The organism is Clostridium polyendosporum, assembly GCF_018332455.1.
Classification (GTDB): Bacteria; Bacillota; Clostridia; order Clostridiales; family Clostridiaceae; genus Clostridium_AY; species Clostridium_AY polyendosporum.
In genome coordinates this window covers 1-22326 of sequence record NZ_BOPZ01000024.1, presented here as the reverse complement: position 1 = coordinate 22326, position 22326 = coordinate 1, and the positions used below count along the sequence as shown (strand labels likewise).

Sequence of the window (22326 nt, the reverse complement as noted above, 5' to 3'; positions counted from 1 at the left end):
TTTCTGAAATTAGAATAAATAAAAAACACTGAGAATTGGCAGGTAATTAGAAGATTTTTATGTACTGAATTCTTCTAGCTAATTGTTACTTCCTGCCAATCCTCAGTTAAATAAAATTGTATCTTTTATATTTAATTGTTAATAATTAATCTACTTATCTTTATTTCCTAAAAAATATTAATTTTCTCCAGCCTTCTTCTGTTTACAATACTCTACTACTCCCTTAGTTATTGCCTCTGCAATTTTCTGTTGATATTGTTCATCTTTAAGCATATTCCCCTCATTTTGGTTAGATAAAAATCCACATTCTACGAGTACACTTGCGCATGGAGACCCCTCTCTTAAAATTCTATACTGGTCCCCTGCTGGTTTTGTAAGTCTTTTATTTTCATTATCTACATTTTCTCTTAAACTGCCTTGTATAATATCTGCAAGCAGTTTACTTTCTTCACCAGCTGCATGCCATACCTGAGCTCCATGACATTTAGTTTGAGGAAACATGTTTTGATGAATACTGATAAATATATGACACTTTGTATCTTCCTTCATCTTTACTCTTTTAGATAAGTCCTGAACTTTCTTCTCCTTAAGAGTTTTACCCTTATCGTAAAGTCCTATATCATCTTCTCTTGTCATATAAACTATATAACCCTCTTTAATTAAGGCTTCCTTCAACTTCTTACTTATAGATAAATTAATATCCTTTTCTATTATTCCACTTTTTGATTTTGCTCCTCCATCTATTCCTCCATGCCCAGGATCTATAAGTATTATTTTCTTTTCTTTTTCATCAGTCCTATGTTTTACATCAGCTAAAACTTTTAAAGAATTAATCATTAAAATTAAACAACATACTAACGCAAATTTAGCTTTTCCTTTCATGTGGAAACCTCCAAAGTGATAATATATTAAATATTATTTGAAGCTATATAGTGTTTTATGCGTTAACTTATGTAATTCTGATTTACTGGAATTTATATGTAGCTGAATTATAAGTTCAGTTATGAAGTCATTTCTCTATCATATTCATTTTAATATTCTGCTTATAAAAGCAAAAAAAGAGGGAATAAAATCCCCTCTTTTGCAACACAATACTATCTCTTTGAGAATTGTGGAGCTCTTCTTGCCTTCTTAAGACCGTATTTCTTTCTTTCCTTCATTCTTGGGTCTCTAGTTAAGAATCCAGCTTTTTTAAGTTCTGGTCTTAGAGCTTCGTCTGATTTTATAAGAGCTCTAGCAACACCGTGTCTTATAGCTCCTGCTTGACCTGTTAATCCACCACCGTGAACATTTATTAGAACATCAAACTTTTCCTTTGTTCCTGTTAATACTAATGGTTGATTAACTACTACTCTTAGAGTTTCTAACCCAAAATATGTTTCTATTTCTCTGTTATTAACTACTACCTTACCTTCACCTGGAACAAGTCTTACTCTTGCAACAGATTTCTTTCTTCTTCCAGTTGCCATATATTGAACTTTTGCCATTTCTAATCCTCCTCCCGAGCGCAAATTAGTACTTTAACTCAAGTACTTCTGGATTTTGAGCTGCATGATTATGTTCAGCACCTCTGTAAACCTTAAGTTTCTTTAACATTTTTCTTCCAAGAACTCCTTTTGGAAGCATTCTTCTTACTGCTTCTTCAAAAGCAAATTCTGGCTTCTTATCTAAAACTTCTCTATATGGAGTTTCTTTTAATCCACCTGGATATAAACTATGCTTTCTCATAAACTTTTGATCTAATTTCTTTCCAGTTAAAACTACTTTTTCAGCATTTATAACTATTACGAAATCTCCACAATCAACGTTTGGAGTAAATGTTGGCTTATTTTTACCTCTTAATATTGAAGCAATTTGGCTAGCTACTCTTCCTAGTGGCTTTCCAGCAGCATCAACAACATACCATTTTTGTTCAACTTCTTGAGCTTTTGCAATGTATGATTTCATCTTTTTCCCTCCCTGAACTTCATTAGGTTTACTTCTATTTCAAGTCTGCTTATTATGTCAAGATCCCAGGCTATGGATCTTAAATACAAACTTCTCTAACAAACAAACTTATTATAATACACGGACACGGGCGTGTCAACAATTTTGTATTATTTTAATAAAAAACTTTTTCAAGGCAAAGACCCGTGGGAGGTACGCATTTACCAGCTTTTTCACGCTGTCCTTCAGATATTATTTTCTTAATATCCTCAGGCTTAAGCTTACTTATTCCTACTAAAAGCAATGTTCCAACTATTATCCTAACCATATTATATAAAAACCCATCAGCTGAAATATAAATCTTTATTAAATTTCCTTCTATCTCTATATGCAGATTTGTTATAGTTCTCACAGAAGTTTTAACTGAACTTCCTGTACTCTTAAAAGCCTTAAAGTCATGAGTACCTATAAAATATCTACAAGCTTTCTTCATATCTTCTGTATCAAGACGTCCCTTTACATGATAAACATAGTTTCTTCCAATAGCAGCTGGTTCATATTTATTTAAAATTGTATAACAGTACGTCTTTCCCTTTGAGGAGTACCTAGCATGAAAATTATCTGGTACTTCTTCTGATTTTAAGATTACTATGTCACCAGGAAGTTTTGAATTTAAAGCTTCCCTAAACCGATCTGATGGTATAGTACTATTAGTTTTAAAATTAGCTATAAAGCCTTTGGCATGGACTCCTGAATCTGTCCTTGAGCTTCCAATAACATCAACAATTTCCCCTGTTGTTTTCTTTATGGCTTCTTCTATTTTTTGCTGAATAGTTACTCCATTCTTTTGCTTCTGCCATCCAAAATAATTGGTGCCATCGTATTCAACAGTAATCTTTATATTTTTCATGATCATCACCTTCAGCTATCTTATTCCAAATCTCACATAAAAACTTGCAACTAAAAGAGCAGCTATAACACTATAAGCCATAAAATCTCTACCTTGATATCTGAGCTGTTTCATTCTTGTACGACCATCTCCCCCTCTATAACACCTAGATTCCATTGCCATTGCAAGTTCATCTGCTCTTCTAAAAGAACTTATGAATAGGGGAACTAACAGAGGAATTAAACTTTTTGCCTTCTGAACTACATTTCCTGATTCAAAATCCGCACCTCTCGCTTGCTGTGCTTTCATGATTTTATCAGTTTCATCCATAAGTGTTGGTATAAATCTTAAAGCAATTGTCATCATCATAGCAAGTTCATGAGCAGGTAAACCGGCCTTTTTAAATGGATTAAGAAGCTTCTCTATCCCATCAGTAAGCTCTATGGGAGAAGTAGTTAATGTAAGTAGGGATGTACCTAAAATTAGGAATATTAATCTTAAAGTCATGAATACTGCAATATCTATTCCTTCTCTATATATTTTAAAGAAACTCCACTGGAATACTAATGTCTCAGGTTTTCCTTGAATCATAAACATATTTAATACTGCAGTAATAATAATTAAAGCAAATACAGGCTTTAACCCCTTATATAAATATCTTGGAGATACCTTTGATAATACTACTGAAAGACCTAAGAATCCTACAATAAATATATATCCTACATATTTATTTACAATAAAAAGTGCAACAATAAATAACATTGAAATAAGAATTTTAGTTCTTGGATCAAGCTTATGAACAAAGGAATCTCCTGGTATGTATTGCCCTATGGTGATATCTTTTATCATGTTATCTTCCTTCCTTAACCTTTTAATTGTTTTTTAGAACCTTTAGAATAGCTTCTCTTGCTTGTTCTACAGTAAATATCTCATCACTTATAGCAAAACCTCTTTTCTTTAAAGCTCTTGCTAAATATGTTACCTGGGGAACTGCTAATCCAACCTCTTCAAGTGTTTCTACCTCTTTAAATACTTCCGAAGGAGTTCCATCTAATATTGCTTTTCCTCTATTCATAACTACTACTCTTTCAGCTAACTTTGCTACATCTTCCATGCTGTGACTTACTAATATTATAGTCATATTATATTCTTGATGAAGACTCTTAATTTGAGCCAATATCTCATCTCTACCTTTTGGATCTAGCCCTGCTGTTGGCTCATCAAGTATTAATATTCTAGGTTCCATTGCTACAACACCAGCAATAGCAACTCTTCTCTTTTGTCCTCCACTTAATTCAAACGGTGACTTATCTTTGTAGGTTTCATAATCTAATCCTACCATTGCCATAGCTCTTTTTACTCTTTTATCTATCTCTTGTTCATTAAGACCTAAATTTCTAGGACCAAATTGAATATCTTTTTCTATAGTTTCTTCAAATAGCTGATACTCAGGATATTGAAATACTAATCCTACCTTTTTTCTTATGTCAGAAAGTTTGACACCTTTTTCTGTTATATCAACATCATCAATAAGTATTTTTCCTGATGATGGTTTTAATAGACCGTTTAAATGCTGAATCAATGTAGATTTTCCCGATCCCGTATGTCCAATTAATGCTATAAATTGTCCGCTTTCGAATTCAATATCAACATTATCTAATGCGACCTTTTCAAAAGGAGATCTAGGCATATATATGTGTGTTAAATTCTCTATTTTAATTGACATAATACATTCACCATCTCATCTATATTTAAAATTTCTGTACTTATCTTTATACCTTTTTCCTTAAGTTCATAAGCTAACTCTGTAACTTGTGGAACATCAAGTCCAATTTTTTTCATAGTCTCTACTTTTGAAAATACTTCTCTTGGATTTCCACTTAATACAATCTTACCACTATCCATTACTACAATTCTATCTGCTTGAGCAGCTTCATCCATATAGTGAGTTATTAATATAATAGTAATGCCATAATTCTTATTTATATCTTTAATAGTACTAATAACCTCTTTTCTACCGGATGGATCAAGCATTGCAGTTGGTTCATCTAATATAATACATTTTGGTCTCATTGCTAATATTCCTGCAATAGCTATTCTCTGTTTTTGTCCCCCTGACAATAAGTGAGGAGCATGTTTTCTATATTCATACATTCCTACTTTTTTTAAACTTTCATCAACTCTGTTTCTTATCTCTGATGGTTCAATACCGATATTTTCAGGTCCAAAAGCCACATCCTCTTCAACAATAGTTGCCACCAGTTGATTATCAGGATTTTGAAATACCATACCAGCACTTTTTCTAATTTCCCAAACATTATCATCTTCACAAGTATCTAATCCGTCTACAAAAATCTTTCCACCACTAGGTAAAAGTAGTGCATTCATATGCTTTGCAATAGTAGACTTACCCGAACCATTATGTCCAAGTATAACTAAAAATTCACCTTTATTGACTTCTAAATCTACACCATTTACAGCGTATTTTTCTTTTCCCTCTTCGCCACTGATATATTTATAAGTCAAATCAGTGCATTTAATCATTTTATCACTCATTAGAACTCCTCCATATATGCAAACTTCACATTATAAAAATTACTATAAAAAGATTAAAATTTTCTTAAATCATCACAAATAACTACTGATTTTTAGTCTGATTTCTATAATAATCTTTATAATGTGGATAATAAACAATGTCTATTATACTTTAACATAAAAAAATTTACTATGAGGTTCTAATTATATAGAATATTATCTATTATAAATAATAAAAAAGAATATGTTAAAATGGGGACTAAGCCTTAACTTAATCCCCAACTAATTATACTAATTCAAGTATAACTACTTCTGCTCCGTCCCCTCTTCTTGGACCTACTTTGAACATTCTAGTGTATCCACCATTTCTTTCAGCGTACTTTGGAGCTACGTTCTCAAATAAATTCTTAACTACTTCTTCTTCTGTTACAAAAGCTAAAACTTGTCTTCTTGCGTGAAGATCCCCTCTTTTAGCAAGAGTTATCATTTTTTCAGCAAGGCTTCTTGTTTCCTTAGCTCTTGTTTCAGTTGTTTCTATCTTACCATGCTTTAAGAAGCTTGTAACAAGGTTTCTTAGCATAGCTTTTCTCTGGTCAGTAGGACGACCTAACTTACGATATCCTGCCATAGCTTTACCTCCTTACTTACTCGTCACTTAATCTTAAGCTTAATCCGAGTTCCTTAAGTTTTCTTTCTACTTCTTCAAGAGATTTCTTACCAAGGTTTCTAACCTTCATCATATCATCCATTGATTTCTGTGCAAGCTCTTGAACTGTATTAATACCAGCTCTCTTCAAACAGTTATATGATCTAACTGATAAATCAAGCTCTTCTATTGTCATTTCAAGCACTTTTTCTTTATTATCTTCTTCTTTTTCAATCATTATCTCAACATCGTTAGTGTTGTCTGTAAGAGTCATAAATAGTTTGAAGTGTTCTATAAGGATTTTAGCTGATAAGCTAATTGCTTCTTCAATCTTAATTGTTCCATTAGTCCAAACTTCAAGAGTTAATTTATCATAGTCAGTTATTTGACCAACTCTTGTGTTCTCAACAGTGAAGTTTACTCTCTTAACAGGAGTATATATTGAATCCACTGCAATTGAACCTATTGGGAGATTATCTGTTTTATTCTTGTTTTGAGAAACATATCCTCTGCCTCTGTTAACAGTAATCTCCATATACAACTTACTATCATCATCTAAAGTTGCTATATGTAAATCCTTACTAACAACTTCAACATCACCATCAGTCTTAATATCTTCACCAGTTATAACTCCTGGTCCCTTAGCATCGATGTAGATAGTCTTTGGGCCTTCACCTGTCATTCTAAGAGCTAAAGATTTTATGTTAAGAATTAATTCAGTAACATCTTCCTTAACACCTGAAACTGTTGAAAACTCATGAACTACTCCATCTATCTTAACTGATGATGCAGCAACTCCTGGTAATGAAGAAAGTAATATCCTTCTTAGAGCATTTCCAAGAGTAGTGCCGTATCCTCTTTCTAGTGGTTCAACAACAAATTTTCCATATGTGCCGTCCTCACTAGCCTCAACACACTCGATTATTGGCTTTTCGATTTCTAACATGAACAAACCCTCCTTATATATAAAATGGCAACCTTTATTTTGAGGGCAACTGATCCTATATCTGCAAAGGAAAAGTGGCTTTTCCTCTTGCAAACATCACCTATTATTTGCTGTATAACTCAACGATTAATGTTTCGTTAACTGGTACTTCGATGTCCTCTCTAGCTGGCTCAGCAACTATTTTTCCTTCAAAGTTTTCAGGATTTGCACTTATCCATTTTGGTAATGGTTTTGGATTTTCAGCAAATGTCTTAAACTTCTCAGTAGCTTTGCTGCTTTCGCATACTGCTAATACATCGTTAACTGATACCTTATATGATGGGATATCAACCTTTTTCCCATTTACTAGGAAATGTCCGTGAGTTACTAATTGTCTAGCTTCAGTTCTTGAAGCACCGTATCCTAATCTGAACATTACGTTATCTAATCTCATTTCAAGAAGCTTTAATAAGTTTTCACCTGTTATGCCTCTCATTCTTTCAGCCTTTTCATAGTACGTTCTGAATTGACCTTCTAGAACTCCGTATATTCTCTTAGCCTTTTGCTTTTCTCTTAATTGAACGCCATAGTTTGAAAGTTTCTTCTTGCTAGCTCCATGTTGTCCTGGTGCATAGCTTCTTCTTACAAACGCGCACTTATCTGTATAGCATCTATCCCCTTTAAGGAATAGTTTCATACCTTCTCTTCTACATAATCTACATGAAGCTCCAGTATATCTTGCCATTAATTACACCTCCTATGATGATCGAACTATACTCTTCTTCTTTTTGGTGGTCTACATCCGTTGTGTGGTATTGGAGTTACGTCTTTTATTAATGTAACTTCAAGTCCAGCTGCTTGTAATGATCTGATAGCAGCTTCTCTACCAGCTCCTGGACCTTTTACGTAAACTTCTACACTCTTTAAACCATGTTCCATAGCTGCTTTTGCTGCAGTTTCAGCAGCCATTTGAGCTGCGAATGGAGTACTCTTTCTTGAGCCTCTAAAACCTAAGCCACCAGCACTTGCCCATGATAATGCATTACCTACAACATCAGTTAGAGTTACTATTGAGTTATTGAAAGTTGACTTGATGTGTGCAGCACCATGCTCAACGTTCTTTCTCTCTTTTCTTCTTCTTGTCTTCTTAACTTTTTGAGCTGCCATTGTCTTACCTCCTCACTACTTCTTCTTGTTTGCTATAGTCTTCTTAGGACCTTTTCTTGTTCTAGCATTAGTCTTAGTCTTTTGTCCTCTTACTGGAAGACCTCTTCTATGTCTAATACCTCTGTAGCATCCAACTTCTACTAATCTCTTTATATTTAATGCAATCTCTCTTCTTAAATCACCTTCAACAATTTTGTTCTTGTTGATGTAATCTCTTATTGCGTTAACTTCTTCTTCTGTAAGATCCTTAACTCTTGTATCAGCATTTATTCCTGTTGCTTCAAGAATTTCGTGTGAAGTAGGTAGTCCTATTCCATATATATAAGTTAGACCTATTTCTACTCTTTTTTCTCTTGGTAGGTCAACACCTGCTATTCTTGCCATTAAAAGTTACACCTCCTGGTAATTGAAATGTGTTCTGCTAAGTAAATTGTTTTTAGAGTTTGGTTTATAATAAAACTTTAGGTCTATAGAGACGCCTCTATAGTCAGCCGCTCCTAAAATTTATTTACTTTAATGAAAATACCTATATAATCTTATTTGAGTTTTGGAAAAAAGTCAATAAATACTTATATCCAAATCATCTATTTTTTATCTTTAATCTGAATAATCTATTAGCCTTGCTTTTGCTTGTGCTTAGGATTTTCACAGATTACCATTACTCTTCCTTTTCTTCTAATAACTTTGCACTTTTCGCAAATAGGCTTAACTGATGGTCTTACTTTCATCGCTAACCCTCCTTGTATTCCTTGCAAGCACTCAAATTTAATAATTATTGTGCTTATTGTACTAGTTAAAGTACGTAATAATTAGGTTCCTTATTTAGCTCTCCATGTAATTCTACCTCTAGTTAAATCATACGGAGAAAGCTCAACTGTAACTTTATCTCCTGGTAGAATTCTTATGAAGTTCATTCTTAATTTTCCTGAGATATGTGCTAATATTTTATGACCACTTTCAAGTTCTACTTGAAACATTGCATTTGGTAGTGATTCTAGTACCACTCCCTGCATTTCTATTACATCATCCTTTGACATAAGGTAATCAAACCTCCTCGATAATGCCATTAAGTTTTAGATTTTTTTTTATTTTTAAATCGGTATTTTTATCGTGTGAAAGAATAGAATTTCTTAACTCTTCATTCATCACATTAGTTAAAACTAAATGCTTTAGTTTTTTCTTTTTTGGCATTTCCATAGTCTTTGTTCTTCCGTTAGCAAGTAATACATAATTTTCATCAATTTGACTAATCACTATATAGAAGTTACCTTCATCTCTACCAGCTTTTGAAAGCACCATTCTGCCAATTAATTTGTCATTATGCAAAGTTTTCACCTCGATGATTACCTTAGCCATAAATCAACATAGCCAAATATGAGGGCATGATGTGAATTTATAACTAAGCAACACATATTATTTTATAAGTGTTAACACTTCAGGACCATTAGGTAAAATTGCAACAGTATTTTCATAATGAGCTGATAAACTTCCATCTGCTGTAACAACAGTCCAATCATCAGAAAGTGTTTTAACATTATATGTTCCTATGTTAACCATAGGTTCAATAGCTAATACCATTCCTGCTGTAAGTTTTGGACCTCTACCTGATCTACCGAAATTAGGAACTTCAGGATCTTCATGAACGTCTCGTCCTATACCGTGTCCTACATAATCTCGAACTACTGAAAATCCTGCAGATTCAACGTATTGCTGAATCTCATGAGATATATCTGTTAATTTGTTACCTACATATGCTTTTTCAAGACCTTTAAAAAAACAGTCCCTAGTTACATCAATCAGCTGTTGTGCTTTATCAGATACCTTGCCTACGGCAAAAGTTCTAGCTGCATCACCATGAAATCCACCAAGAAAAACTCCACAATCAACACTGACTATGTCGCCTTCCTTTAACTTATGTTTTCCTGGAATTCCATGTACCACTGCTTCATTAACAGATATGCATAATGAACCTGGAAAGCCATATAATCCTTTAAAGGATGGCTTAGCTCCATGCTTAGTTATAAATTCTTCTGCAATCTTATCTAGTTCTGCTGTAGTAATACCTGGTCTTATCTTTTCTTCTAGTAAAAGCAGCGTTTCTCCGCAAAGTTTTCCTGCTTTCCTCATTAGGTCGATTTCTAAATCATTCTTTAGAATTATCATTATCTACCGCTCCCTAATATTTTACAAATACTTTCAAAGACCTCATTGATTGCTTTTGTACCATCAACAACTGATAGCATATTTCTTTCTTTATAGAAATCAATCAGTGGTTGTGTTTGTCTTTCGTAGACGTCTAATCTTTCCTTTACAGTTTCCTCTGTATCGTCTTTTCTTTGTATGATGTCGCTACCGCAAACATCACACTTACCATCATTTTTTGTTGGGTTGAACTTAATATGATAGCTAGCTCCACATGAAGGACAAACTCTTCTACCCGTCATTCTTTCTAATATAAAATTCATAGGCACTTCTATTAAAAGAGCTGTATCTAACTGTTCGTCTCTTGACTCTAAAAATGCCTGTAATGCCTCTGCTTGGTGAACAGTTCTAGGAAAACCATCTAATAGATATCCGTTCTTGCAATCTTCTTGCTGAAGTCTATCTTTAACCATGTTGATAGTAACTTCATCTGGCACCAACTGACCATTATCCATATACTTTCTAGCTTCTATTCCTAGAGGTGTATTTTCAGAAATATTCTTTCTAAAGATATCACCTGTTGATATATGGGGAATGGAGTATCTATTACTAATTGATTTTGCCTGTGTTCCCTTACCTGCACCAGGAGGTCCTAATAATACTATTTTCACGGGCATCATCTCCATTACTAATTCTTATTTAAGGAATCCTTGATAATGTCGCATAACCAACTGTGATTGTAACTGTCTCATCACTTCTAAAGCTACGCTTACCATTATTAGAAGCGCTGTTCCTCCAAAAGATATTCCTTTGAATCCACTATAGTTTTCAATTATTAGTGGTATAACAGCAATTACTGCTGCAAAAACGCCTCCAAAAATTGAAATTCTATCTAAAACTCTAGTTAAATAATCTGCTGTCGGTTGCCCTGGTCTTATTCCTGGAATAAAACCTGCTGACTTATGCATATTTTCAGCCATTTCCTCTGGTTTAAAGGTTACTTGAGTGTAGAACCAAGTAAAGAAAATAGTTAGTATTGCATAAATCGCAATATATAACCATGTACCTCTATTAAATGGGCTCCATGTACCTGATATTATCCATCTAGACCATTGAGCATTTGGAAAGAACTGTGCTAAAACATCTGGAAACTGCATAACTGACATTGAAAAAATGATTGCTATAACAGTTGATCCAATGATGCTTAAAGGAATATGAGTTGATTGACCCTTATACACCTTTCCTGCAACAGATTTTCCAGCATATTGTACATGTATTCTTCTTTCAGCAAGTGATAAGAAAATAACAGCTGCTAAAAGTGCTAATGCAAATACTAGAAACAAGAATATTTCAACAATATTTACTTGTTCAGCATTCTTTAACACAATGATTTGGTACAAAGTAAATGGTAATCTCGATATAATATTTATAAAAATCAATAATGAAACACCATTACCTATACCTTTTGCAGTTATTTGGTCCCCTAACCACATACTAAAAGTTGAACCAACCACAAGTGTAACCATTATTATAAATGTCACCAAGCCTGAAGTATTTTTTAAAGCTCCTTGATTATATATCAAGACATAAGTTCCATAAGCAGTTATGAAACCTAAAAATACTGAAGCAACCCTTGTAATCTTTTGTATCTTCTTCCTACCATCTTCTCCCTCTTTTGAAAGTTGTTCAAGCTGAGGAATTGAGATAGTAAGTAGTGACATTATGATAGATGCATTTATATAAGGAACCACACCAAGTGCAAATATGCTAAAGTTCTTAAAGGCACCACCAGAAATTAAATCATAAAAAGCAATTAAACTCCCGGATTTAGTAAGGTTTTCTAATGCACTAGTGTCAATTCCAGGAACAGGAATGTGACTTCCTATCCTGAAAATTGCAACTAAGAAAACTGTCCATATTAATCTATTTCTTAACTCCGGAACCTTCCAGGCATTACGTAGGGTTGATAGCATTTTAGATCACCTCAACTTTTCCTCCAGCTGCAACTATTTTTTCAGCTGCTGACTTTGAGAACTTGCAACCTTTAACTGTTAAATTCTTTTCAACGTTTCCGTTACCTAAGATCTTAACGCCATCCATTAGTTTACTTACTACTCTTGTTTCAAGTAATAATTCTGGTGTAATTTCTGTTCCATCTTCAAATATGTTTAATCTATCTACATTTATAGTAACATAGTGCTTAGCAAATGGGTTAGTGAATCCTCTCTTAGGAAGTCTTCTGTATAATGGCATCTGACCCCCTTCAAATCCTGGTCTAACTCCGCCACCTGATCTAGCGTTTTGACCCTTCTCACCCTTACCAGCATTTCTTCCTAAACCTGAACCTGTACCTCTACCAATTCTCTTAGGAGCCTTTTTGCTTCCTACAGCTGGTTTTAATTCATGAAGTTTCATCTCTACGACACCTCCTCATTTTTAAATTTTTCTTAAACTTCTTCAATCTTTAGTAAATAATTTACTTTGTTTATCATACCTCTGATTTGAGGAGTATCCTCATGTTCTACTGTTTTACCAATCTTTTTAAGTCCAAGGGCATTTGCAGTAGCGATATGTTCTTTCTTTCTTCCAATTAAGCTTTTTAATAGAGTAAGTTTCACCTTAGCCATTGCAATCCCTCCTAACCTAAAATCTCTTCAACTGATTTGCCTCTTAATTTAGCTATATCTTCAGCCGTTCTTAAGTTAGCTAATCCGTTTATTGTAGCATTAACCATGTTTCTTGGGTTGTTAGAACCTAATGACTTAGCTCTAACATCTTTTAATCCAGCTAATTCAAGTACTGATCTTGCAGGACCTCCAGCGATAACTCCTGTACCTTCTGTAGCTGGCATTATAAGAACTTTACCAGTACCAAACTTACCATAGATTTCATGTGGAACTGTTGTTCCAACTATTGAAACTTCAACTAAGTTCTTCTTAGCATCTTCAATTCCTTTTCTGATTGCTTCAGGGATTTCTATTGACTTACCCATTCCAACGCCAACGTGACCATTTCCGTCTCCAACTACAACTAGAGCGCTGAATCTGAAGTTTCTACCACCCTTAACAACCTTAGTAACTCTGTTTATGAAAACAACCTTTTCTTTAAGGTCTAGTGTGCTAGGATCGATTCTCATTTATTTCCCTCCTTATTAGAATTTTAAGCCTGCTTCTCTTGCACCTTCAGCTAATTCTTGAACTCTTCCGTGATATATGTATCCACCTCTATCGAATACAACTTCAGTGATACCCTTATCTATAGCTCTCTTAGCAACTAATTCTCCTACAAATTTAGCAGCTTCTTTGTTGCTTCCAAGTTTTCCTTCGAATTCTTTTTCTAAGCTTGAAGCAGCTACTATTGTAACAGCATTAACGTCGTCAATAATTTGAGCATATATATTCTTTTCACTTCTGTAAACTGAAAGTCTTGGTCTAGCTTGAGTACCGGAAACTTTCTTACGTACTCTAAGGTGACGTCTTTCTCTTGACTCTTTTCTGTCTACCTTCTTGAACATAAGTTTCACTCCTTTCTATTACTTCTTACCAGTCTTACCTTCTTTACGTCTAATTATTTCATTAGCGTACTTGATTCCCTTACCTTTGTATGGTTCTGGTTCTCTCCATGATCTGATGTCAGCAGCTACTGCTCCAACCTTTTCTTTATCGATACCTTGAACAAGAACTTTTGTTGTTCCTTCTAAAGTAAAAGTTACTCCTTCAACAGCTTCAACTTCAACTGGATGTGAGTATCCAAGGTTTAATACAAGCTTCTTTCCTTGTAATGCTGCTCTGTAACCAACACCAACTAATTCTAGTGTCTTTTGGTATCCTTGTGTAACACCTGTAACCATGTTATTTATTAAAGCTCTTGTTAATCCGTGTAGAGCTCTATGTTCCTTAACATCGCTTGGTCTAGTAACAACAACTTCATTGTTTTCAACTGCGATTTTTATGTCCTTGTGCATAGCTTTTACAAGCTCTCCCTTTGGTCCCTTTACTGTAACAACGTTGTCTGGTGTTACAGTAAGAGTTACGCCAGCAGGGATAGCAACTGGCAATCTACCAACTCTTGACATAATTGCACCTCCTGTATTTTGGCATAAACGATCTATTTATATATTTAATCTATAATCTTAGCTATTTCTTTCAATCTTAGAACTTAAAATTACCAAACGTAGCAGATAACTTCTCCACCAAGACCTAAGTTTCTAGCTTCTCTATCTACTATTATTCCCTTTGATGTTGATATTACTGCAACACCAAGTCCGTTTAATACTCTAGGAACTTCATCCTTTTTGCAGTAAACTCTTAAACCAGGCTTTGATATTCTCTTTAATCCAGTGATAACTCTTTCTTTGTTAGCACCGTACTTAAGAGATACTCTTAACATTGGTACAACACCATCATTGTACTCATCTACGTTCTTAACGTAACCTTCTTGTAATAATATATTTGCAAGAGCCTTCTTTATATTTGATGAAGGAATCTCTACTACTTCGTGTCTCACAGCGTTCGCGTTTCTAATACGTGTTAGCAAATCTGCGATAGGATCTGTCATAACCATTATTTTGTGCCTCCTTTCATTTGATCAAATATATTACCAGCTTGCTTTCTTACAACCAGGAATTTGTCCTTTGTAAGCAAGCTCTCTGAAACAGATACGGCATATCCCGAATTTTCTTAGTACAGAATGTGGTCTTCCACATAATCTACATCTTGTATATGCTCTAGTTTCAAACTTAGGTTCTTTTTTCCATTTTTCAATCATTGCCTTACGTGCCATTGTATCCCCTCCTTATTATTGAGCGAATGGCATTCCTAAGAATCTTAATAATTCTCTAGCTTCTTCGTCAGTATTTGCAGTTGTAACGAAGATGATATCCATTCCTCTTACTTTGTCAATCTTGTCGTACTCTATTTCTGGGAATATTAATTGTTCTTTAATTCCTAATGAGTAGTTTCCTCTTCCATCAAAAGATTTGCTTGAAACCCCTCTGAAGTCTCTAACTCTTGGTAGAGCTATTGACACTAACTTATCAGCAAATTCATACATCTTTGCTTTTCTTAAAGTTACTTTACATCCTAATGGCATATTTTCTCTTATCTTAAAGTTAGCAACTGATTTCTTTGCTCTAGTGATTACTGGCTTTTGACCTGAAATCAATGTTAAATCACTAACTGCTGTTTCTAAAAACTTAGCGTTGTCTTTAGCCTCTCCTACGCCCATGTTTATAACAATTTTTTCAAGCTTTGGAACTTCCATTATGTTCTTATATCCGAATTTCTCCATCATAGCTTGAACTACTTCTTTTTCATACTTCTCTTGAAGTCTTGTTACCATCTAAAGTACCTCCTTTCAGATTCTAGAATGTTTCTCCACACTTTTTACATACTCTTACTTTAGTTCCGTCTTCTAAAACCTTATGGCTTATTCTTGTTGCGCTTTTACATTTATCACAGTATAACATAACCTTTGAGCTGAATATTGGAGCTTCAACCTTCACTATTCCGCCTTGCATGTTTTGTCTGCTTGGTTTTTGGTGTTTGCTTACTATGTTAACTCCTTTAACAAGAACTTTTCCTGCCTTAGGTATTACTCTTAAAACTTCACCGATTTTACCTTGGTCTTTTCCTGATATAACAACTACAGTGTCGTTCTTTTTAACATGTACCTTCACCTTAGCCACCTCCTAATCTATTATAGAACTTCAGGTGCTAATGATAATATCTTGTTGAATTCCTTATCTCTTAGCTCCCTAGCAACTGGTCCGAAGATACGAGTTCCTCTTGGTTGCTTATCTTCTTTTATTATAACTGCAGCATTTTCGTCAAACTTGATGTATGATCCGTCTGCTCTTCTTAATCCTCTGACTGATCTTACGATAACAGCTTTTACAACATCACCTTTTTTAACAACTCCGCCTGGTGTTGCACTTTTAACGCTAGCAACGATTATATCTCCGATGTTACCGTATTTTCTTTTTGACCCGCCTAATACTCTGATACACATTATTTCCTTAGCACCAGAATTATCTGCAACTTTTAGTAAGGTTTGTTGTTGTATCATTGAATTACCCTCCTTTCAGTTGTTACGCTAACTATTTAGCCTTTTCAATGATCTGAACAAGTCTCCATCTCTTATCTTTTGATAGCGGTCTTGTTTCCATTATTAATACTCTATCATTAACTTTTGCTTCATTATTTTCATCATGAGCCTTAAACTTAGTAGTTACATTTACTGTCTTACCGTATAATGGGTGTCTTACCTTAGTTTCTACAGCAACTACTACAGTCTTATCCATCTTATCTGAAACAACTCTTCCTATTCTTTTCTTTCTTAATCCTCTTTCCACAGGACAACCTCCTTTCAGACTATTGTTGGAATGCCTTTAATTCTTCTTCTCTAATTATTGTTTTTATTTGAGCGATTGATTTCTTAACTTCTCTTATTCTCATTGGATTCTCTAATTGGCCTGTAGCTAATTGGAATCTTAAATTGAATAATTCAGCTTTTAGGTCATTTAACTTAACTTTTAAATCTTGAGGATTTGATCTTAATTCCTTTAACTCTCTAGCCTTCATTATTCTTCACCACCCATTTCCTCAAAATCTCTTCTTGTAACGAACTTAGTCTTTACAGGAAGCTTGTGTGAAGCTAGTCTCATGGCTTCTCTTGCTACTTCTTCTTGAACTCCTGATAATTCGAATAACACTCTACCAGGTTTAATTACTGCTACCCAGTACTCTGGTGAACCTTTACCAGAACCCATTCTTGTTTCAGCAGGCTTCTCAGTAACTGGCTTATGAGGGAATATCTTTATCCAAAGCTTACCGCCTCTTCTTATGTGTCTATTTATCGCAATTCTCGCAGATTCTATTTGATTACTTGTTATCCATCCACAAGTCGTAGCTTGAATACCGAAATCTCCGTATGCTAGGAAATTTCCTCTTGTTGCTTTACCTTTCATTCTACCACGTTGTACCTTACGATGTTTTACTCTTTTAGGCATTAACATGATCTATTCCTCCTTTCCTATGCGTTAACTTCTGCTTTCTCTACTTTTTCTATCTTCTTAGTTGGAAGAACCTCTCCGTTGTAAACCCAAACCTTAACTCCGATTTTACCATAAGTTGTATCAGCTTCAGCAAAACCGTAATCTATATTAGCTCTTAATGTTTGTAGTGGAATTGTTCCTTCATGGTAATATTCAGCTCTAGCTATTTCAGCTCCACCAAGTCTTCCTGAACAAGCTGTCTTAACACCTTTAACACCTGATTTCATAGCTCTTTGGATTGTTTGCTTCATAGCTCTTCTGAATGATATTCTCTTTTCTAATTGAGAAGCTATATTTTCTGCCATTAATTGAGCATCTGCTTCTGTATTCTTAACTTCAACGATATTTATTAATATATTCTTTTCTTTAATGAAAACTTGTAATTTCTTCTTTAAGCTTTCTATTCCAGATCCGCCTCTTCCTATGATTACACCTGGCTTAGCAGTGAATATATTAAGCTTAACTCTTTTAGCAGATCTTTCGATTTCAATCTTTGAAATTCCTGCTGAGTAAAGATCTTTCTTTACGAATTCTCTGATCTTATAGTCTTCTACTAGATTGTCAGCAAAGTTCTTCTTATCAGCGTACCACTTTGCGTCCCAACCTTTTATAACACCAACTCTTAATCCATGAGGATGTACTTTTTGACCCACTCTGTTTCCCTCCTTCTATTAAGCTCTTTCTTTAACAACTAATGTTATGTGGCTTGTTCTCTTGTTGATTCTGAATGCTCTACCTTGAGCATGTGGTCTGAATCTCTTCAATGTTGGTCCTTGACCTACATAAGCCTCTGCAACGAATAATCTATTTACATCAAGGTTCATATTATTTTCAGCATTAGCAACTGCTGACTTTAACACCTTGTTTATTACCTCAGCTGCATCTTTTGGAGTGTATTGTAATACAGCGAAAGCCTCATTAACGTTTTTATCTCTTATTAAATCAAGAACTACTCCTACTTTTGAAGGAGACATTCTCACATATTTAGCTATAGCTTTAGCTTCCATTTATGATCCTCCTTTCCGAGCTATTACTTTCTCTTTGAAGTCTTTTCGGTAATGTGTCCTTTGAAAGTTCTTGTTAAAGCGAACTCACCAAGTTTGTGTCCAACCATATCCTCACTTACATATACTGGTACATGCTTTCTTCCATCATGTACTGCGATTGTATGACCAATCATTTCTGGGAATATAGTTGAGCTTCTTGACCAAGTCTTAACAACTTTCTTCTCACCGTTTTGATTCATTTCTTCTACTTTTTTCATAAGACCAGCATGAACAAAAGGTCCTTTTTTTGTTGATCTACTCACTAGAATTGCCTCCCTTCATTTCCTTATATGCAATCAAGCTATGAAGAGAATTTTAAATTCTCTTCATATTACTTAGCATTTCTTTTCTTAATTATGAATCTATCTGAATACTTCTTATGCTTTCTAGTCTTGTATCCAAGAGCTGGTTTACCCCATGGAGTCACTGGACTAGGTCTACCTACAGGTGATCTACCTTCACCACCACCGTGAGGGTGATCGCAAGGGTTCATTACAGAACCTCTAACAGTTGGTCTCCAACCCATATGTCTCTTTCTACCAGCTTTACCTATCTTAACTATTTCATGAGTTAAGTTTGATACAGTTCCTATTGTAGCTTTACACTCAATTCTAACATATCTCATTTCGCCTGATGGTAATCTTAAAGTAGCATAGCCACCTTCTTTAGCCATTAACTGAGCAGCTGTTCCAGCTGATCTAACTAACTGACCACCCTTACCAGCTTGTAGTTCTATGTTATGAACAAATGTACCTACTGGTATATTCTTAAATTGAAGTGCGTTACCTGGCTTAATATCAGCTTCAGGTCCTGATACAATAACGTCTCCAACTTTTAATCCAACTGGAGCTATTATGTATCTCTTTTCTCCATCAACATATACAACAAGTGCTATATATGCTGATCTGTTTGGATCGTACTCTATAGTAGCAACCTTTGCTGGTATTCCATCCTTGTTTCTCTTAAAATCAATTAATCTATACTTTTGCTTTGCTCCACCACCGTGGTGTCTTACAGTTATTTTACCCTGTGCATTTCTACCGCCACTTTTCTTTAAACTTACAAGAAGTGATTTTTCTGGAACATTTGTAGTTATTTCTTCAAATGTTGATACACTCATGTGTCTTCTTGATGGGGTAGTTGGGTTAAACTTTTTAACTGCCATCGAAAGTCCCTCCTTCTTTACGCTTATCTGGTCTTACCGACCAATACCGGCTCTATTATTATTGCATACCTTCAAAGAACTCTATGTTCTTGCTATCAGCAGCTAATTTAACTACAGCTTTCTTAAAGTCAGCTCTCTTTCCTACGTGAACGCCAACTCTCTTAGTCTTTCCAATTACTCTCATAGTCTTTACGTCTTCAACTTTTACGCCGAATACTTCTTCAACAGCTTTCTTTATTTGAACCTTGTTTGCTGACATATGAACTATGAAGGTGTATGTCTTTTCTGCCATTGCTGCCATACTTTTTTCAGTTATAACAGGTTTTCTTATTATATCATGGCTTGTTAAGTTCATTATGCGTACACCTCCTCAATCTTTGTTACAGCATCCTTAGTGATAATTAGCTTTTCAAACTTTAATAAGTCGTAAACATTTATATTGTTTACTGGAAGTACTGTTACTCCCTCAATGTTTCTAGCTGACTTGAATACATTCTCGTTAGCTTCAGCAGTTACTATTAAAGTCTTCTTAGCTTCGAATGCCTTTAACACACTAACCATTTCTTTAGTCTTTGGAGCTTCAAAATCTAAGCTTTCTAATACTACTATGCTGTTATCTACAACCTTCGTAGTTAAAGCTGATTTCATAGCTAATCTTCTCATAGTCTTTGGCACAGAAACTCTGTACTCTCTTGGCTTTGGTGCAAATACTATACCACCGTGAATCCATTGTGGTGATCTAGTTGAACCCTGTCTAGCTCTACCAGTTCCTTTTTGTCTCCATGGCTTTATTCCACCACCTGAAACCTCAGCTCTTGTTTTAGCTGATTGCGTTCCTTGTCTTTTGTTAGCTAATAATGCAACAACTACTTGATGCATAGCATATTGGTTAACCTCTACTCCGAACACATTGTCGTTTAATTGGATATCTCCAACTTTTTTTCCTTCTTTATTAAATAATCCTACTACAGGCATCCTTCTTCCTCCTTTCTAATCAGATTAAGCCTTAACTGCGTTTCTTATAACAACAGTTCCTTTATTTGGACCTGGGATACCACCTTTTATTAAGATTAAATTCTTTTCTGGCATAATCTTAACAACTTGAAGGTTAAGAACAGTTGTATTTTCTGCTCCCATATGTCCTGGCATCTTCTTATTTTTGAATGTTCTTGATGGATCTGATGATGCTCCCATTGAACCTACTGATCTATGGAACTTAGAACCGTGTGTCATTGGTCCTCTGTGACCATTCCATCTCTTAATTGTACCTTGGAATCCCTTACCTTTAGAAACTCCTGATACATCAACTTTATCTCCAGCTTGGAATAGATCAGCTTTTATTTCTTGACCTACTTCATAAGCACTTACATCTTCTAGTCTGAATTCCTTAAGATGTCTCTTTATAGCTACTCCAGCCTTTGCAAAGTGACCCTTCATTGGCTTATTAACTAATTTTTCTCTTATATCACCGAATCCTACTTGTATAGCATTGTAGCCATCCTTTTCAACACTTTTCTTTTGAACTACAACACATGGACCAGCTTCAACTACAGTTACAGGAACAACCTTACCATTTTCATCGAAAATTTGAGTCATACCTATTTTCTTACCGATTATAGCTTTTTTCATGTGGTTACACCTCCCAAACTTATTAGCGGATTGCACACGGCAATCATAACAGTTCAATCTAACAATCTACTAATCTAACAATCTACTAATCTAAATTAAAGCTTTATTTCGATATCTACACCTGCTGGAAGATTTAATCTCATTAACGCATCAACAGTTTTTGGTGATGGGTTAACTATATCGATCAATCTCTTGTGAGTTCTGATTTCGAACTGCTCTCTTGAATCCTTATACTTATGAACTGCTCTTAGGACTGTTATAACATCCTTCTCAGTTGGTAGTGGTACTGGACCAGCAACCTTAGCTCCTGTAGACTTTGCAGTTTCAACGATTTTCTCAGCTGATTGATCTAGTATAGTGTGATCAAAAGCTTTTAATCTGATTCTTATTTTTTGTTTTGACATTTGGTTTCCCTCCTTTTCATGTACGCATTACTTCTTACGCACAACAGCGGACGTTCTGTAAACTGCTCCGGGTGTTTCATGTTTAAAAAAAACACCATTACAAAATCCCCGTCGTCGGATTCAAGATCCAGACATGCTCATCAAGAATTACCCGGAAGTCCGGCAACCTCTTGATTCATCACTGTTTGCTTTACAACTTCTTCATTATACTATGAATATATTGCTTTTTCAAGAGTTTTTTTATTACGTCACCGTTTTTTCCTTTTGCCTTCGCTTCATTCCTTCATTATTATAAATACTTTTTTTTAATCTTTCAATACTTTTTTCATCTTTACATTTTTTACATTTTTAACTATCCTTAAACGATCATATTCCATTAGTTATGATATTATCTTTATAATTTTTAACATTATATTGATATTTTACACATTACTAAATATAATGCATATTTTTTCTATTTTTATTCATTTAATAAACAGTCTAAAAGTAACCTTAATATAGTATTAAATTAGATTATATTTTATTGTTATAACTATTACTTTATTTTTTGAACAAAAAAGAAAAACGGGTAAGGACGTCTCCTCCCCGTTTTATTATTAAGGTTTTAATTATGCACTGAAGCTTTACCTAAATAGTGAATTATTCAACTATTGTAGTAACAACTCCTGAACCTACAGTTCTTCCACCTTCTCTGATAGCGAATCTTAATCCTTCATCCATTGCTACAGGATTGATTAATTCAACATTCATATCAATGTGGTCTCCTGGCATAACCATTTCCATTCCGTCTGGTAACTT

Annotated in this window: 40 protein-coding genes; all 40 read right to left on the bottom strand. The window is 34.5% G+C overall.

All coding sequences use genetic code 11. The annotated features are described in order from the left end of the window. Window positions 1-177: 177 nt before the first annotated feature. Entirely contained in the window at window positions 178-882 is a 705-nt protein-coding gene (gene cwlD, locus CPJCM30710_RS13045) for an N-acetylmuramoyl-L-alanine amidase CwlD (RefSeq protein ID WP_212904613.1), read from the bottom strand. 212 nt (window positions 883-1094) lie between these two features. Then, window positions 1095-1487 (bottom strand): 30S ribosomal protein S9, encoded by a 393-nt coding sequence (gene rpsI, locus CPJCM30710_RS13040; protein ID WP_212904612.1) that lies wholly within the window; start codon window positions 1485-1487, stop codon window positions 1095-1097. Window positions 1488-1512: 25 nt separating this feature from the next. Further along, a complete protein-coding gene (gene rplM, locus CPJCM30710_RS13035; protein WP_212904611.1) occupies window positions 1513-1947 on the bottom strand; it encodes a 50S ribosomal protein L13 in 435 nt (144 codons plus the stop codon). Window positions 1948-2101: 154 nt separating this feature from the next. Further along, window positions 2102-2836: a tRNA pseudouridine(38-40) synthase TruA gene (truA, locus tag CPJCM30710_RS13030; protein WP_212904610.1), complete on the bottom strand. Its 735-nt coding sequence runs from the start codon at window positions 2834-2836 to the stop codon at window positions 2102-2104. 15 nt (window positions 2837-2851) lie between these two features. Continuing rightward, on the bottom strand, window positions 2852-3664 hold the full coding sequence (locus CPJCM30710_RS13025) for an energy-coupling factor transporter transmembrane component T family protein (protein WP_212904609.1): 813 nt from the start codon (window positions 3662-3664) through the stop codon (window positions 2852-2854). 22 nt (window positions 3665-3686) lie between these two features. Further along, complete coding sequence (locus tag CPJCM30710_RS13020) at window positions 3687-4541, bottom strand: energy-coupling factor transporter ATPase (RefSeq protein WP_212904608.1); 855 nt, start codon at window positions 4539-4541, stop codon at window positions 3687-3689. After that, complete coding sequence (locus CPJCM30710_RS13015) at window positions 4526-5371, bottom strand: energy-coupling factor transporter ATPase (protein ID WP_212904607.1); 846 nt, start codon at window positions 5369-5371, stop codon at window positions 4526-4528. Before CPJCM30710_RS13015 ends, CPJCM30710_RS13020 begins: the two co-directional genes overlap by 16 nt. Before the next feature lie 265 nt (window positions 5372-5636). After that, window positions 5637-5978: a 50S ribosomal protein L17 gene (rplQ, locus tag CPJCM30710_RS13010; RefSeq protein WP_212904606.1), complete on the bottom strand. Its 342-nt coding sequence runs from the start codon at window positions 5976-5978 to the stop codon at window positions 5637-5639. A gap of 16 nt (window positions 5979-5994) precedes the next feature. Next, window positions 5995-6942, bottom strand: coding sequence for a DNA-directed RNA polymerase subunit alpha (locus CPJCM30710_RS13005; RefSeq protein ID WP_212904605.1), 948 nt, complete (start codon window positions 6940-6942; stop codon window positions 5995-5997). A gap of 103 nt (window positions 6943-7045) precedes the next feature. Next, window positions 7046-7666 carry a 30S ribosomal protein S4 gene (rpsD, locus tag CPJCM30710_RS13000; RefSeq protein ID WP_212904604.1) on the bottom strand — a complete coding sequence of 207 codons (621 nt, stop codon included), beginning with the start codon at window positions 7664-7666 and terminating at the stop codon, window positions 7046-7048. Between the two features lie 26 nt (window positions 7667-7692). Beyond that, a complete protein-coding gene (rpsK, locus tag CPJCM30710_RS12995; RefSeq protein ID WP_212904603.1) occupies window positions 7693-8088 on the bottom strand; it encodes a 30S ribosomal protein S11 in 396 nt (131 codons plus the stop codon). Window positions 8089-8103: 15 nt separating this feature from the next. Then, entirely contained in the window at window positions 8104-8472 is a 369-nt protein-coding gene (rpsM, locus tag CPJCM30710_RS12990) for a 30S ribosomal protein S13 (protein WP_212904602.1), read from the bottom strand. Window positions 8473-8702: 230 nt separating this feature from the next. Next, the gene (rpmJ, locus tag CPJCM30710_RS12985) at window positions 8703-8816 is read right to left on the bottom strand and encodes a 50S ribosomal protein L36 (RefSeq protein WP_039312872.1); all 114 of its coding nucleotides are present in this window, start codon (window positions 8814-8816) and stop codon (window positions 8703-8705) included. A gap of 90 nt (window positions 8817-8906) precedes the next feature. After that, window positions 8907-9125, bottom strand: coding sequence for a translation initiation factor IF-1 (gene infA / locus CPJCM30710_RS12980; protein ID WP_212904601.1), 219 nt, complete (start codon window positions 9123-9125; stop codon window positions 8907-8909). A 7-nt stretch (window positions 9126-9132) separates the two neighbouring features. Then, the gene (locus tag CPJCM30710_RS12975; protein ID WP_407644994.1) at window positions 9133-9423 is read right to left on the bottom strand and encodes a hypothetical protein; all 291 of its coding nucleotides are present in this window, start codon (window positions 9421-9423) and stop codon (window positions 9133-9135) included. 78 nt (window positions 9424-9501) lie between these two features. Further along, complete coding sequence (gene map / locus CPJCM30710_RS12970; protein WP_212904599.1) at window positions 9502-10251, bottom strand: type I methionyl aminopeptidase; 750 nt, start codon at window positions 10249-10251, stop codon at window positions 9502-9504. Beyond that, a complete protein-coding gene (locus CPJCM30710_RS12965; protein WP_212904598.1) occupies window positions 10251-10901 on the bottom strand; it encodes an adenylate kinase in 651 nt (216 codons plus the stop codon). The genes map and CPJCM30710_RS12965 overlap by 1 nt, the downstream gene beginning before the upstream one ends. Window positions 10902-10925: 24 nt before the next feature. After that, window positions 10926-12203, bottom strand: coding sequence for a preprotein translocase subunit SecY (gene secY, locus CPJCM30710_RS12960; RefSeq protein WP_212904597.1), 1278 nt, complete (start codon window positions 12201-12203; stop codon window positions 10926-10928). Window position 12204: 1 nt separating this feature from the next. Beyond that, window positions 12205-12645, bottom strand: a complete 441-nt coding sequence (gene rplO / locus CPJCM30710_RS12955; protein WP_212904596.1) for a 50S ribosomal protein L15 — start codon at window positions 12643-12645, stop codon at window positions 12205-12207. Window positions 12646-12677: 32 nt separating this feature from the next. After that, window positions 12678-12857, bottom strand: coding sequence for a 50S ribosomal protein L30 (gene rpmD, locus CPJCM30710_RS12950; protein ID WP_212904595.1), 180 nt, complete (start codon window positions 12855-12857; stop codon window positions 12678-12680). Window positions 12858-12868: 11 nt separating this feature from the next. Then, complete coding sequence (rpsE, locus tag CPJCM30710_RS12945) at window positions 12869-13366, bottom strand: 30S ribosomal protein S5 (RefSeq protein ID WP_212904594.1); 498 nt, start codon at window positions 13364-13366, stop codon at window positions 12869-12871. Between the two features lie 15 nt (window positions 13367-13381). Next, complete coding sequence (gene rplR, locus CPJCM30710_RS12940; protein WP_212904593.1) at window positions 13382-13744, bottom strand: 50S ribosomal protein L18; 363 nt, start codon at window positions 13742-13744, stop codon at window positions 13382-13384. 18 nt (window positions 13745-13762) lie between these two features. Further along, window positions 13763-14305 (bottom strand): 50S ribosomal protein L6, encoded by a 543-nt coding sequence (gene rplF, locus CPJCM30710_RS12935; protein ID WP_212904592.1) that lies wholly within the window; start codon window positions 14303-14305, stop codon window positions 13763-13765. A gap of 89 nt (window positions 14306-14394) precedes the next feature. After that, complete coding sequence (gene rpsH, locus CPJCM30710_RS12930; protein WP_212904591.1) at window positions 14395-14793, bottom strand: 30S ribosomal protein S8; 399 nt, start codon at window positions 14791-14793, stop codon at window positions 14395-14397. A 33-nt stretch (window positions 14794-14826) separates the two neighbouring features. Next, window positions 14827-15012 carry a type Z 30S ribosomal protein S14 gene (locus tag CPJCM30710_RS12925; RefSeq protein WP_212904590.1) on the bottom strand — a complete coding sequence of 62 codons (186 nt, stop codon included), beginning with the start codon at window positions 15010-15012 and terminating at the stop codon, window positions 14827-14829. Window positions 15013-15027: 15 nt separating this feature from the next. Continuing rightward, window positions 15028-15570: a 50S ribosomal protein L5 gene (rplE, locus tag CPJCM30710_RS12920; protein WP_212904589.1), complete on the bottom strand. Its 543-nt coding sequence runs from the start codon at window positions 15568-15570 to the stop codon at window positions 15028-15030. Window positions 15571-15592: 22 nt separating this feature from the next. Beyond that, on the bottom strand, window positions 15593-15907 hold the full coding sequence (rplX, locus tag CPJCM30710_RS12915) for a 50S ribosomal protein L24 (RefSeq protein ID WP_212904588.1): 315 nt from the start codon (window positions 15905-15907) through the stop codon (window positions 15593-15595). Window positions 15908-15927: 20 nt separating this feature from the next. Continuing rightward, window positions 15928-16296 carry a 50S ribosomal protein L14 gene (rplN, locus tag CPJCM30710_RS12910; RefSeq protein WP_128211282.1) on the bottom strand — a complete coding sequence of 123 codons (369 nt, stop codon included), beginning with the start codon at window positions 16294-16296 and terminating at the stop codon, window positions 15928-15930. A gap of 31 nt (window positions 16297-16327) precedes the next feature. After that, on the bottom strand, window positions 16328-16582 hold the full coding sequence (gene rpsQ, locus CPJCM30710_RS12905) for a 30S ribosomal protein S17 (protein ID WP_212904587.1): 255 nt from the start codon (window positions 16580-16582) through the stop codon (window positions 16328-16330). A gap of 19 nt (window positions 16583-16601) precedes the next feature. Continuing rightward, entirely contained in the window at window positions 16602-16811 is a 210-nt protein-coding gene (gene rpmC / locus CPJCM30710_RS12900) for a 50S ribosomal protein L29 (RefSeq protein ID WP_212904586.1), read from the bottom strand. Further along, window positions 16811-17245 (bottom strand): 50S ribosomal protein L16, encoded by a 435-nt coding sequence (rplP, locus tag CPJCM30710_RS12895; RefSeq protein ID WP_212904585.1) that lies wholly within the window; start codon window positions 17243-17245, stop codon window positions 16811-16813. The genes rpmC and rplP overlap by 1 nt, the downstream gene beginning before the upstream one ends. Window positions 17246-17262: 17 nt before the next feature. Beyond that, window positions 17263-17937 carry a 30S ribosomal protein S3 gene (rpsC, locus tag CPJCM30710_RS12890; protein WP_212904584.1) on the bottom strand — a complete coding sequence of 225 codons (675 nt, stop codon included), beginning with the start codon at window positions 17935-17937 and terminating at the stop codon, window positions 17263-17265. A gap of 18 nt (window positions 17938-17955) precedes the next feature. Then, entirely contained in the window at window positions 17956-18291 is a 336-nt protein-coding gene (rplV, locus tag CPJCM30710_RS12885; RefSeq protein ID WP_212904583.1) for a 50S ribosomal protein L22, read from the bottom strand. Window positions 18292-18314: 23 nt separating this feature from the next. Further along, window positions 18315-18593, bottom strand: coding sequence for a 30S ribosomal protein S19 (gene rpsS, locus CPJCM30710_RS12880; RefSeq protein ID WP_212904582.1), 279 nt, complete (start codon window positions 18591-18593; stop codon window positions 18315-18317). Window positions 18594-18661: 68 nt separating this feature from the next. After that, window positions 18662-19495: a 50S ribosomal protein L2 gene (rplB, locus tag CPJCM30710_RS12875; protein ID WP_212904581.1), complete on the bottom strand. Its 834-nt coding sequence runs from the start codon at window positions 19493-19495 to the stop codon at window positions 18662-18664. Window positions 19496-19553: 58 nt separating this feature from the next. Then, on the bottom strand, window positions 19554-19850 hold the full coding sequence (gene rplW / locus CPJCM30710_RS12870; protein WP_212904580.1) for a 50S ribosomal protein L23: 297 nt from the start codon (window positions 19848-19850) through the stop codon (window positions 19554-19556). Continuing rightward, the gene (rplD, locus tag CPJCM30710_RS12865; protein ID WP_212904579.1) at window positions 19850-20470 is read right to left on the bottom strand and encodes a 50S ribosomal protein L4; all 621 of its coding nucleotides are present in this window, start codon (window positions 20468-20470) and stop codon (window positions 19850-19852) included. Before rplD ends, rplW begins: the two co-directional genes overlap by 1 nt. Window positions 20471-20494: 24 nt before the next feature. Next, complete coding sequence (gene rplC / locus CPJCM30710_RS12860; RefSeq protein WP_212904578.1) at window positions 20495-21124, bottom strand: 50S ribosomal protein L3; 630 nt, start codon at window positions 21122-21124, stop codon at window positions 20495-20497. Window positions 21125-21219: 95 nt separating this feature from the next. Continuing rightward, a complete protein-coding gene (gene rpsJ / locus CPJCM30710_RS12855; protein WP_212904577.1) occupies window positions 21220-21528 on the bottom strand; it encodes a 30S ribosomal protein S10 in 309 nt (102 codons plus the stop codon). 639 nt (window positions 21529-22167) lie between these two features. After that, window positions 22168-22326 (bottom strand): EF-Tu C-terminal domain-related protein (locus CPJCM30710_RS12850; protein WP_456064422.1); only part of this gene is annotated, 159 nt, incomplete at its 5' end.